The organism is Streptomyces sp. NPDC005263 (genome assembly GCF_042872365.1).
Classification (GTDB): domain Bacteria; phylum Actinomycetota; class Actinomycetes; order Streptomycetales; family Streptomycetaceae; genus Streptomyces.
The window spans coordinates 677,490-689,370 of record NZ_JBIAKJ010000002.1; the positions used below are offsets into that span (position 1 = coordinate 677,490).

At 72.2% G+C, this 11,881-nt stretch carries 8 protein-coding genes; 3 read left to right on the forward strand and 5 right to left on the reverse strand.

Features of this window, described 5'->3' with window-relative positions:
• Window positions 1-62 precede the first annotated feature (62 nt).
• On the forward strand, window positions 63-4,430 hold the full coding sequence (locus ACFYRY_RS10310; protein ID WP_389142172.1) for an HAD-IC family P-type ATPase: 4,368 nt from the start codon (window positions 63-65) through the stop codon (window positions 4,428-4,430).
• 4 nt (window positions 4,431-4,434) lie between these two features.
• Here ACFYRY_RS10310 and ACFYRY_RS10315 read toward each other — a convergent pair whose 3' ends face one another.
• From ACFYRY_RS10315 to ACFYRY_RS10335, 5 genes are all read right to left on the reverse strand, one after another.
• Window positions 4,435-4,755 (reverse strand): hypothetical protein, encoded by a 321-nt coding sequence (locus ACFYRY_RS10315; protein WP_389142174.1) that lies wholly within the window; start codon window positions 4,753-4,755, stop codon window positions 4,435-4,437.
• 158 nt (window positions 4,756-4,913) lie between these two features.
• Window positions 4,914-7,670: an alkaline phosphatase family protein gene (locus ACFYRY_RS10320; RefSeq protein ID WP_389142176.1), complete on the reverse strand. Its 2,757-nt coding sequence runs from the start codon at window positions 7,668-7,670 to the stop codon at window positions 4,914-4,916.
• Between the two features lie 4 nt (window positions 7,671-7,674).
• Window positions 7,675-9,057 (reverse strand): ABC transporter permease, encoded by a 1,383-nt coding sequence (locus ACFYRY_RS10325; RefSeq protein WP_389142178.1) that lies wholly within the window; start codon window positions 9,055-9,057, stop codon window positions 7,675-7,677.
• Window positions 9,054-9,998, reverse strand: coding sequence for an ABC transporter ATP-binding protein (locus tag ACFYRY_RS10330; protein ID WP_389142180.1), 945 nt, complete (start codon window positions 9,996-9,998; stop codon window positions 9,054-9,056). Before ACFYRY_RS10330 ends, ACFYRY_RS10325 begins: the two co-directional genes overlap by 4 nt.
• 283 nt (window positions 9,999-10,281) lie before the next feature.
• Window positions 10,282-10,716, reverse strand: coding sequence for an Lrp/AsnC family transcriptional regulator (locus ACFYRY_RS10335; RefSeq protein WP_389142182.1), 435 nt, complete (start codon window positions 10,714-10,716; stop codon window positions 10,282-10,284).
• Between the two features lie 79 nt (window positions 10,717-10,795).
• On the opposite strand from ACFYRY_RS10335, the gene ACFYRY_RS10340 reads away from it, so the two are divergent.
• Together ACFYRY_RS10340 and ACFYRY_RS10345 are read left to right on the forward strand one after the other, a co-directional pair.
• Window positions 10,796-11,551: an AzlC family ABC transporter permease gene (locus ACFYRY_RS10340; RefSeq protein WP_389142184.1), complete on the forward strand. Its 756-nt coding sequence runs from the start codon at window positions 10,796-10,798 to the stop codon at window positions 11,549-11,551.
• Window positions 11,544-11,870 carry a branched-chain amino acid transporter permease gene (locus ACFYRY_RS10345; protein ID WP_389142186.1) on the forward strand — a complete coding sequence of 109 codons (327 nt, stop codon included), beginning with the start codon at window positions 11,544-11,546 and terminating at the stop codon, window positions 11,868-11,870. Before ACFYRY_RS10340 ends, ACFYRY_RS10345 begins: the two co-directional genes overlap by 8 nt.
• Window positions 11,871-11,881: the final 11 nt, after the last annotated feature.

An 11,881-nucleotide genomic window follows, 5' to 3' on the forward strand; every position in this document is an offset into this window, starting at 1 on the left:
CGATGGACAGCGTGACGCTGGGAAGCGGGTGACACACGGTGCGGATTCCGGGAAGCGGACTGTTGCGTGCTGTCGCCTCGTCCGCGGCCGGTGCGCTCGTGGGCACCGAGCGCCGTGTCCGTTTCTTCGACGAGCGGGCGCACATCGCCGTCCGGGGGCTGGGGGAGCGCGGCGACGTCGACGCGGAGCGGGTGGCGCGGGAGGTCGAGCAGCGGCTCGCGGCCCTTGGGTGCGTGCGCTGGGTGGTGACGAACACCGTCTTGGAGCACGCCGTCGTCGGCACCGAGGGCGCGCCCGACGCCGAGGAGACCGTGCGGGCGCTGACCGGCGCGGTGGAGGCGGTGGAGGCGGAACTCGGCCTGGACGGGCCGCTGCCCGAGCACCCGCTGTCCGGTGGGCCTCTCCGGCGGGCGGCGTGGGCCGTCGCCCTGCACGCGTCCGTCGTCCCCGTGGCCACCGCGCTGACGCTTGCCCGTCGCACCCCCATCCCGGCCGGCGTCGCGTCGCTGGCTCCCCTGATCGACACCCAGCCCCGGCTGCGCCGCCTGGTGGAGAACGCGGTGGGTGCCCGGAACGCCAGTGCGCTCATCGGCGGGCTGGCGGTCGTGGGAAACGTCGGCTCGGGCGGATTCCTCGGAAGCGGTGTGGACGCCGTCCGCAACGCTCTGCGGGTGCTCGAAGCGGACGCGGAGCGTGCCGTCTGGGCCGCGGCCGAGCCCCGCCTCACGGGAACCGCACGAGCGGCGGCCTCCACCGGCGCCCCGGCTTCGGCACCGGCACGCGAGGTGCCCCTGAAGGACAGCCCGGTCGAACGCTACGCGGATCAGGCGGCCGGCGTGGCAGCGGCGACCCTCGCCGGACTGCTCCTCGTGACGAGGCACCCCGTGCGGGCGGCGAGCGGGGCGCTGGCGGCGATCCCCAAGGCGCCGTCACTGGCCCGCGAGGGTTTCGCCTGTGCCCTGGGCCGGGGCCTGGCCCGCCGCGGCACCGTCGTCGCACGGCCCGCCGCACTGCGCGGGCTCGACCGGATCGGCGCCCTGCTCCTCGACACGGATGTCCTGGCGACCGGACGGTACCTCCTCGCCGATCTCGTCTCCCTCGACGACAACAACGACGACAACGACAACGGCGGCGCGTCGGCGGGAGAACTCGCGGCGACCGCGCACCGGCTCTTCGACGCCGGTGACCCGGACCGCGTGCGCCGGGACGGCCCCTGGGTGCTGGGCCCGCTCGACGACCTGTCCCCGCACGACTCCGCCGTCTCGTCGGCCGGCGACCGGCTCCGGCTGGGCGGCGCACACCTCGTGCTCGGCCTGGCGAAGGACCACCGCGTGGTGGCCCTGGCCGGTGTGGTGCCGGAGTTCCACGATGCCGCGAGCGCCTTCGTCCCGGCGGCCCGCCGAGCCGGACTCGCCGTCCTCGTCGCGGGCCGGCACACGGCGGACGCGGCGGTAGGAGAGGCCGACGGGGTGCTGGACGGAGGCGACCGGCTGCCCGGATCCGTACGCGCCCTGCAGCGGGACGGGACCGGCGTCCTGCTGGTCTCACGACATCGCGGCGCGCTACGGGCCGCCGATGTCGCGGTGGGTGTCACCGGCCCGGACGGCACGCCGCCCTGGGGTGCTGACCTGTACGTCGCACCCGATGCGGCGGCGGCCGTCGTCATCGTGGAGGCATGCCGTGCGGCGCGGGACGCGGCGCACCGCGGGGTCCGGCTCGCGCAGGCGTCGGCGGTCGTCGGCGCGACGGCGGCGCTGGCCGGACGGCCACGGCGCCCGGCGGCCCGCAGCATGATGGTGGTCAACGCGTCCGCCGCGCTCGGCACCGCGACCGGCGTCTGGTCGGCGCTGCGCGTGTTGCGCGGCCCCCTGCCGCGGGCTGCGCGCCGGTACCCCTGGCACGCGATGGACCCGTCCTCGGTGCTCGACAGAACCAGTGGCGAGGAGGGCGGCCTGACCGCCGCGGAGGCCCGGACGCGCGTCACCGCCCCGGGCGAAGGAGTACAGACCTCGTCACTGGCCAGGGCCTATCTCACCGAGATGGCCAACCCGCTCACCCCGATCCTCGGTGCCGGGGCGGCCCTGTCGGCGGCGGTGGGAGCCGTCCTCGACGCCGCCCTCATCGTCGGCGTCACGGCCCTGTCCGGGCTGATCGGAGGCTTCCAGCGGCATTCGACCGACCAGGCGGTGGCCAGGCTGCGCCGTGAGTCGTCCGTCATGGCCCGGGCGGTGCGGGACGGCGCGGAAACCACCGTCCCGGCCGAGGAACTGGTCGTGGGGGACGTGGTGGCCCTCACCACCGGCGACGTCGTCCCCGCGGACTGCCGCCTGCTGGAGGCGCACCACTTCGAGGCCGACGAGTCGGCACTGACCGGCGAGTCGATGCCGGTGGCCAAGGACGTAGCCCCCGTCCTGGCGTCGGACCTGACGGACCGTACGTCCATGGTCTACGAGGGCACCACCGTGGCCGCCGGACGGGCCCGCGCCGTGGTCGTCGCGACCGGCACGGACACCGAGGCGGGCCGTGCCGCGGTGGCCGGCCGGGGCTCCACGCCGGCGGTCGGCGTCGAGCGGCGGCTGGCCCGGATCACCCGCCCCACGCTGCCGGTGGCCCTCGGTTCGGCCGCGGCGGTGATGGCCGCCGGCCTGCTGCGCGGGCGCCCCGCACGGGACACGATCGGCACCGGCGTCGGCCTGGCGGTGGCCAGCGTTCCCGAAGGGCTGCCGTTCCTCGTCTCCGCGGCCCAACTCGCCGCCGCCCGCAGGCTCTCCACCCAGGGCGCCCTGGTACGCGACCCGCGGACCATCGAGGCGGCAGGCCGCACGGATGTGCTGTGCTTCGACAAGACCGGCACCCTCACGTACGGCAGGATCTCCCTCGTCGGCGTCTCCTCGGACGGCGACAGCCGCCCCCTCGAACAGCTGGCGGCGCCCCAGCGCGCCGTACTCGCCGCCGCCCTGCGGGCCACGCCGCGCGCGGACGGCGGCCACGGACTCGCCCACGCCACGGACAGCGCGGTGGTCGACGGCGCGCGGGAGGCCGGCGTGGACCGCGCGAACGGCGCGCCGGGCTGGCGGCGTACCGCCGAGCTCCCCTTCGAGCCCAGCCGCGGCTTCCACGCGGTCCGGGGCCGCGCCGGCGGCAGCTGGCTGCTGTCGGTGAAGGGGGCACCGGAAGAGGTGGCGGGCCGGTGTGCCACCCGCGGCGGACAGGCCCTGGACCGGGCGGGCCGGGACGGCATCCTGGCGGCCGGTGAGGACCTGGCAGCCCAGGGACACCGGATCCTGGCGGTCGCGGAGCGCCGGACCGACGACGGCTTCGACGGCGAGCTCACCGAGGAAGCCGTCACCGGACTGGACTTCCTCGGCTTCCTCGCGTTCGCCGACCGGGTGCGCCCCACCGCCGCCGACGCGGTGCGGCAACTGGCCGACGCCGGAATGCACATCGTCATGATCACCGGCGACCATCCCGGGACGGCCGCGGCCATGGCCGCCGACCTCGGTGTCCTGGACGGGCGGCGGGTGGTGACGGGCGCCGAACTCGACGCCCTCGACGACCGTGCCCTCGACGCACTCCTGCCCGAGGTGGGCGTCGTCGCCCGCGGCACGCCCGTCCACAAGGTCCGGGTGGTGCAGGCGTTCCAGCGCCTCGGCCGGACCGTGGCCATGACCGGCGACGGCGCCAACGACGCCCCCGCCATCCGGCTCGCCGATATCGGCATCGCGTTCGGTACCCGCGCCACACCGGCCGCACGCGCGGCCGCCGACCTCGTCGTGACCGACGACCGGCTGGAAACGGTCCTCGCCACCCTCGTGGAGGGCCGCGCCATGTGGGCCTCGGTACGGCAGGCCCTCGCGATCCTCGTCGGCGGCAATCTCGGCGAGATCGCCTTCACCGTCCTCGGGGCGGCCGCCACCGGCACCTCGCCGTTGACCGCCCGCCAGCTGCTGCTGGTCAACCTCTTCACGGACCTGGCCCCGGCCATCGCTGTCGCGCTGCGCCCACCCCGCCCCGAGACGGCGGCGCGGTTGCTCCACGAAGGCCCCGAGTCGTCCCTGGGCACGGCACTCACCGAGGAGACCGTCGTACGGGCGGTGGCCACCACCCTCGGCGCGACCACCGGCTGGCTCGCCGGACGGCTCACCGGGCGCGCGGCCCGCGCACGCACGGTCGCCCTGGTCGCGCTTGTGGGCTCGCAACTCGGACAGACGCTCCTGGCCGGCGGCCGCAGCCGGGCGATCCTCGTCTCCGCGCTCGGCTCCCTGGCCGCCCTGGCCTTCGTCGTCCAGACCCCCGGACTCAGCCACTTCTTCGGCTGCACGCCCCTCGGCCCCGTCGCCTGGGCCATCGCCCTGTCCGCAGCCGCGGCGGCGACCGTGAGCTCCCTGTTCCTGCCCGCGCCGGTCAGCAGGGTGCGCGCCTGGTTCTGATCGCTCAGGCCTCTTCCAGCGCGTCACCGAACTCGCGCAGCGCGCGGCCGTGATGGCTGTGGGCGAGCTTGTGGCCGACGGCTATGGCGAGGGCCACCGGCCATTCCATGACCTCCAGCGCGGTGAGCACGCCCAGCCCCGCGATGAACGCGAGGTGGTCCGGCGGCGGCAGTTCCAGCTTCTTGCCGCATATGTCGAGCACCAGGGAGTTGTGGGCGACGGCCGCGTCCGCCGCCGCGCGGGCGCCCTGGTCCTTCGAGTCCGTGTCCGGAGCGCCGGACTGGACGGGGCGGTACTGCCGTATGGCGCCGGCTGATGCGGTCATGGCGCTGTCCGTTCCGTCGGAAGCGTGTGGTGTGTTTGTCATAGATTTTACTGGATGTCCGTGGCGGACTCCCGGGGCCCGAGGGAAACGGGGTGAGCAGCCGACGGGCCCCTGGCCTGCGGTGACGCAGACCAGGGGCCCCTTGGCGGTCAGCCTGCTCAGCCGTCGGACTCCGACGAGGGGAGGAAGGCGCCGGGCACGTCCTTCGGCGCGAAGATCTTGTCCTCGCCCGGGTACGGCTTCTTCCAGTTGTGCGTCTGGTACCACGTGAGGTGGTTCATCTGCGCGGGGTTGGCGTAGTCGGGCCCGGCGTTAGGGCCGGTCAGCCGCTGCTTCGACTTCCAGGTGTCCCACTGCGCGGCGAGCGACTGCTCGTCCGCCGGCACCTTCGCCGACGGCACGGCCGCCGCGCTCGGGTCCTGCGGTGCCGGGGTGTCTACGCCGCAGGTGGGCGGGGTCTTCAGGCCGTCGGTCAGCGGGGTCCGGTTGGGCAGCGCCTTGAACGGCGTGTAGACCGGGCGCGAGGTGAACGCCCCACGCATCGGGCTGGCCGCGCTGTCCTTCTGGTTCATCGGGTGGATCCCGAGGATCTGCTCGATGGTCCGGATCATCGTGATCTGCGAGTAGTAGTGGTTGTCGACGGTGCCGTGCTGGGCCCAGGGGCTGATGATCTGGATCGGGGCACGGTGGCCGTCGACGTGGTCGAGGCCGGCCTGGGAGTCGTCCTCGACGACGAAGATCGCCGAGTCCTTCCAGTACTTGCTGTGCGAGATCTCGTCGACGATCCGGCCGGTGGCGAGGTCGTTGTCGGCGACCTGGGCGGGCGCGCTGGCCGGGCCGCCGGTGTGGTCGCTGGAGAGCCAGAACATGTTCAGGTTCGCCGGACCGTTCTTCTCGAAGTCCTGCTTCCAGATCTGCTCCCGGTAGACGTCCGGGACGCTGGTGTCGAACTTCGGGAAGCCGGGCACCGACACGCTGTTGAGCGACGGGATCGGCGAGGACGAGTTCAGCGGGTAGGCGGTGTCCTGCCCGGTCGCCGCCATGTTCTTGGAGTCGCAGTACAGGTTCTGCCAGCTCGCGTCCGTCGGCTTGGTCAGGAACTGCTGGAACTCACCGAAGTCCCGCACGGACTTGCCGGCCGCCTGCGCGCCGGTCCACAGGAAACCGGTCCGCTGGTGGCCGAGGGCGTCGTCCTCGGTGTCGTAACTGCGCTGGTACTCACCGGCCGAGGACTCGGTGTACTCCGGGTCGTCGGCCTGCATCAGCCAGTTGTGGCCCTCGGCGGAGTTCGTGCCGATGTCGTACGTGTTGTCGTACAGCCCGAACTGCTCGGCCAGCGCGTGCTGGTTCGGCGTCACGTTCTCGCCGAACTCCGCCAGCGACGGGTCGCCGTTGCCCTTCGGGATGTCACCGTAGACCTGGTCGTAGGTCCGGTTCTCCTTGACGATCAGGAAGACGTGCTTGATCGTCGACGGGTCGCCGAGCCGCTGCGGGACGGCCACCGGCTGCGCGTGGCTCGCGCCCTTGGTCTGCGTCACCGAGCCGGCCGTCCAGCCGTTCTGCTGGAAGACCTTGGCCGTCTGGGACTTGACGACGTTGTCGCTCGGCAGCGTGAACCGCTCCAGGCTCGACGTCGTGTCGTGGGTGCCGTGCCCGGCGCTGGTGGTGGGGCGGCGGGCGTCGATGCCGCGGGTGTTGGAGACGACCACCTGGTTGCCGACGGTGGCGATCTCCGCCGGGAAGTAGTCCGTCGGGAGCAGCCCGACGTAGCTCACCGGCTCCTGCGGGCTCTTGTACCGGTAGACGGCGACCGCGTTGGCGCGGCCCAGCGTCACCAGCAGGTGACCGTCGTCGGTGAGCGTCACCGCGTCCGGCTCGTAGCCCACCGACGCCTGAGGCCACGGCTGCGTCGCGATGGTCTGCACGACCTTGTCGTTCGCCGTGTTGATGACCGACACGTCGTTGGTGGCCGTGTTGGTGACGAACAGCGCGTTCTTCTTGGCGTACAGCGCGGTCGGGTGCAGACCGACGTTGATGCTTCCGACCGAGCCGGCCGGGTGGGCCAGGTCGATGACACTGACCGTGCCGGTGGTGGTGGCCGCCGTCTTCGGGTCGGCCGGTACCTGGGTGCCGTACGAGTTGATGGTGGTGTCGCCGGGCTTCGCCGGGCGCCCGCCCTCGTTGCTGACGTAGAGCTTGTCGCCGACCTTGACCAGGTCGCGCGGGGCGTTGCCCACGGCCCAGCTCTGCTTGATGGTGCCGCTCGCCGCGTCGATGGCGACCACGCGGTTCTGGCCGTTGACCGCGGAGTACACGGTGGAACCGTCGGGGGAGAACACCGCCTCGCCCACCAGAGCGTGCTTGTCCCCGTCCGCCGGGATGCCGACGAACGTCGGACTGGCGACACTGCCGTCCGGGTTCACCGTGAACTTGGTGTAGCCGTCGGTCTGGCCCAGCCACAGCTGCGAACCGTCGGGGGAGTACGTGGGGCCTTCCTGGCCCACGGCGTTGCCGCTGATGCGCGGGGTCGACGACGCGGAGCTGCCGACGAGTTGCTGCACCTTCCAGGTCTTCAGGTCGACGATGGACAGCGCGCTCCCGCCGTCCGTGACCGAGGCCGCGAGATGGGTCCCGTCGGGGCTCACCGAGGACGACATGATCTTGCCGTTGTTGATGACGAGGCGGTCACCGTACGGGGCGATGTACTGGTCGCTGGAGATGACCTGGCCCTGATCGGTGTCCTGCCCGACCTGGTCGGTGCCGAACTGGTGGGTCTGGGCGAAAGCGGTGCCGGCGGCGAGGAGGGCGACGGCGGTGGTGCCGGCCGTCAGCAGGGGGGTACGGCGGCCGAGGCGTCCGAGGAGAAAGCCGGAACGTTTCTCCTCAACGCGCCTGCGGCGGCGTCTTACCTGCATGGGGTTATCCCTTCGGGGTGGTGGACAGCAGGTCGACGTTGCCGTCGAACTGCCACAGCGGGTTCGGTGCGTCCCCGACCGGGGTCCGCACCAGGAAGTAGCCGTTCACTTCCTTCGGTCCGTCGCCGTCGGCGACGAACCGCCCGTCGGAGGTGACGTCGAGCTGGTAGACGGCCGTACCGACGGCCTCGACGCCGGGGAGGTGCCAGGAGACGACGCAGCGCCAGTCGTTGCCCGGTCCCTCGGCGGTGACGTGGCCGGCGCTCTTGTCGCACGCCGCGGAGGCCCGCAGTTGGGCCTCGGTGACGGCCGGGCGGCGGAGCTGCTCGGTCTGCAGGCGGTAGAGGTGGGCGAACGCCGTGGCGACCGACCGCTGCACCTTGGCCTGCCCGATCCCGGAACCCACGGACGGAGTCGACACGGCGACGACCGTGACCGTGAGGGCGACCAGCGCGACCAGCGGCAGCAGTCCGGTGGTGATCGCGCGGCGCCCGGAGCCGTCGTAGGTCAGGTTGGTGAAGTCGCGCCGCAGGAACAGGACGTAGGCCAGCGCGGTCGCGAGCACGGCCCACACCAGGCTGACAACGATGCCGATCAACAGCGGGCCGACCTGCGCCGGGCTGGTGAACAGGCCGTTCCAGGCGATGAAGGCGTAGCTGGGCAGGGCGAGGCGTACGGCGACGGGCAGCGGCAGCATCTGGGCGACCTGCATCGCCAGCGCGACGAGCGCCGGCAGCAGCAGTCCCATCGGTGACCGGCCCAGCGAGACCGACCCGAGCAGTCCGATCGCGGCGAGAGCCAGGGTGGGCGCGAGCACACAGACCCAGGCGAGGAGGACCTTCCCGGCGGCGTCCGCGGGCGCCAGCAGGTGACCGTCGAGGCCGACCAGCGGATGGTCGCCGACCGCCACGACCCCGCCGAGCGCACTGGAGCAGGCCAGCCCCGCCACCAGCAGCAGGATGACGCTGAGGCTGGCCAGCGTCTTCGCCACGAAGATGCGTTGGGGCGACCTGACCGCCACGAGCAGATGGCGCCAGGTGCCGAGCCGGTCCTCGGAGGCGAACACGTCGCCCGCGACCACCGACACCAGCAGCGGGAGCGCCCAGGTGCCCGCGAAACCGAGCATCACCAGCGGTCCGGCCCACCCCGTGGCGTGCATCCAGCGACCGAAGAGGGTGTCGGAGGGGAGCGTGCTCTGCCGGCTCACCGCGGCGACGAAGAGCGCCGGGGCGATCCAGCAGGCGAGGACGAGCAGCCGGATCCGCCATTGGGACACGAGCTTGACCAGCTCGAAGCGGTAGCCGCGGAGCACGGAGGCGCGGCCGGTGCGAGCACTGGCACCGGTACCGGCGTCGGTGGCGCGGTCGTCGACGGTGGTCGCGGTCATCCGTCCGACTCCTGCTGCTCGGTGAGGGCGAGGAACGCGGCTTCGAGCGGCGACACCACGGGGGTGAGTTCGCGCACCGCGACGCCCGCGTGCACGAGCCGCCGCACCAGGTCGTCGAGAGCGGGCACCAGCGCGCGGACGACGAGCCCCTCGCCGGTGGCGGGTCGTGCCCCGGCGCCGTCGACGACGTGGATCCCGGCGGTGTCGGCGGCCTCCTCGCGGGCGGCCCGCGCGTCGGAGGTGAGCAACCGGTAGTCGAGTTCACGGTTCTCGGCGGCCAGCTTGCCCAGCGGGCCGGAGAAGACGACCCGTCCGGTGGCGAGGATGGTGACCTCCGAGCAGAGCGCCTCGAGGTCGTCCATGCGGTGGCTGGAGAGCACCACGCTGGTTCCGTCCGCCGCGAGCCGGTCGAGGACACCGTGGACGTGCCTCTTGCCGACCGGGTCGAGGCCGTTGGACGGTTCGTCGAGCACGAGCAGCCGGGGCCTGGTGAGCAGGGCGGCGGCGAGCCCGAGCCGCTGACGCATGCCGAGGGAGAAACCGCGGACCCGGTCGTCGGCGACATCGGTGAGCCCGACCTGGTCGAGCACGTCGTCGATTCCCGCGGTACGCCCGTCCCCACCGCGCAGATGGGCCAGCGCGGCCAGGTTCTGCCGGGCGGTGAGCGAGGGGTAGAGACCGGGTCCGTCCACGAAGCCGGCGACACCGTCGGGAGCGGCGAGCGCCCGTCCGACCGGCGTACCCAGGATCTCCAGCCGTCCGCTGTCGGCGACGGCCAGGCCCAGCAGGAGGCCGAGCAGTGTCGTCTTGCCCGCGCCGTTCGGTCCGACCAAGCCGTGAATCTGGCCCTGCGTCACATCCAGATCGATGCCGTCGAGTGCGACGACGTCGCCGAAGCACTTGGTGATCCCGCGCGCCCGGACGGAAAGGGGTCTGTCCATGGGTCCCTACTTTCGAAGCCTTCAGGGACCTTAGGGATTTCTTGGAGGGCAAGCAGGAACGCCCGATTGAACGTTGATGGAACGGGAGGCGATCCGGCCGCTGTCACGCCGATGACCTGCTTATATGCCGCGCGCGTGCGGGCACGGCACCGCCCCTCAAACCCTTTGCCGGGTAAGGCGTCGGCAAATCGACGTGCACGAATGGGCCAGCGGCGAACCAGAATTGAGCAAAGTGCGGATGCCGTGAGTCAGGTCGAATTACGCAGGCCGTTGTTCCACCCGTTCAGCCCTTCACCGTCTTCATCGTGAAGTGCGAGGTGACGTTCTTGATCCGCGGGATGGTCATGACGTGCCGGCTGAGGAAGGTCTCGTACGCGGCCAGGTCGGCGACCGCGACGCGTACGAAGTAGTCCGGGCTGCCGAACAGCCTGCGCAGCTCGATGACTTCGTCGGCCTGCGCCAGGGTCTGTTCGAAGTGCTCCACCGTGTCCGCGTCCTGGGTTTCGAGGCTGAGGTCGATGAGCACCTCGAAGGAGCGGCCCACGGCCGCGGGGTCGACGACGGCCCGGTAGCCGCGGATGACGCCGTCGGCCTCCAGACGCTGGACACGCCGCAGGCACGGCCCGGTCGTGAGCCCGACCCGCTGCGCCAACTCGACGTTGGTCAGCCGCCCGTCCCGCTCCAACTCGGCGATAATTGCCAGATCGATCGCATCCATGGGAGAAGATTGCACTCCGAACCCGGAGATGAGCAATCTTCGCAACCATATGGCGGGCGATTTCCGGGACGATAAGCAGATGCAACACGACGTTCCCGCCCGCACAGCGGCAGCGGAAGCCGCTCCGCCTCCGGCCGACCGGCGGCAGCGGATCGCCGCCGGAGTCCGGGACTCCTTCTCCGCCGGACTCGGGATCTTCCCCCTGGGCATCGCCCTGGGCCTGCTGATCATCCAGGCCGGGCTGCCCTGGTGGCTCGCTCCCGCCCTGTCCCTGGCCGCGTTCGCCGGCTCCCTGGAACTGCTGCTGGTGGGCATGACGGCCACCGTCACACCGCTGGCCGCCGTCGCACTGACGGTCCTCGTGGTCAACTTCCGGCACGTCTTCTACGCCTTCTCCTTCCCCCTCCACCTGGTCAAGCACCCGGTCGCGAAGGCGTACGCGGTCTACGCGATGATCGACGAGGCATACGCCGTCAACGCCTCCCTGCCCGAGGCGGAACGCTCGGCGCCCCGGCTGCTGGCGATGCAGATCGCCTGCGAGACCTACTGGGTCGGCGGCGGCCTGGTCGGCGTCGCACTCGGCGCCGCGCTGCCCGCTCCGGTCAAGGGCCTGGAGTTCGCCCTGTGCGCCCTGTTCACCGTGCTCACCCTGGACGCGTTCCGCTCGCGCCGCGAACTCCCGTCCGCCCTGCTCGCCGGCGCCAGTGCCGCGGTCGCACTGGTGCTGACCCCGGGCCTCGCCCTGTTCACCGCGATGTTGCTGTTCGTCGGCCTGCTCCTGGTGCGCCACGCGCTCACCGCCACCCGCCCCGCCAAGGAGGCCGCCGGTGCCTAGCACCTCGTACCTCATCGCCGTCCTGGCCATCGTCTTCACGATCACCCTGGCCCTGCGCGCCCTGCCGTTCGTGGTCCTGCGCACCCTGCGCGGCTCGGCGATCGTGCGGCAGCTGTCGGTGTGGATGCCCGTCGGCATCCTCGCGATCCTGGCCCTGACAGCCCTGCGCGGCACGATCACGACCGACCCGCACGGAACGGGATACGCGCTGCTCGCGGTCGCCGTCACGATCGGCGTCCATCTGGCCTTCGGCCGCCGCACGATCCTCAGCGTGGGCATCGGCACCGCCCTCTACGTCGTCCTGCTCAACACACTGTGATCAACCTTGCG

What these genes read in the sequence shown, in the direction of transcription:
- ACFYRY_RS10330 (WP_389142180.1), bottom strand. Translation starts at nt 9,998, where the DNA reads ATGGACAGACCCCTTTCCGTCCGGGCGCGCGGGATCACCAAGTGCTTC.
- ACFYRY_RS10325 (WP_389142178.1), bottom strand. Translation starts at nt 9,057, where the DNA reads ATGACCGCGACCACCGTCGACGACCGCGCCACCGACGCCGGTACCGGT.
- ACFYRY_RS10340 (WP_389142184.1), top strand. Translation starts at nt 10,796, where the DNA reads ATGCAACACGACGTTCCCGCCCGCACAGCGGCAGCGGAAGCCGCTCCG.
- ACFYRY_RS10320 (WP_389142176.1), bottom strand. Translation starts at nt 7,670, where the DNA reads ATGCAGGTAAGACGCCGCCGCAGGCGCGTTGAGGAGAAACGTTCCGGC.
- ACFYRY_RS10335 (WP_389142182.1), bottom strand. Translation starts at nt 10,716, where the DNA reads ATGGATGCGATCGATCTGGCAATTATCGCCGAGTTGGAGCGGGACGGG.
- ACFYRY_RS10315 (WP_389142174.1), bottom strand. Translation starts at nt 4,755, where the DNA reads ATGACCGCATCAGCCGGCGCCATACGGCAGTACCGCCCCGTCCAGTCC.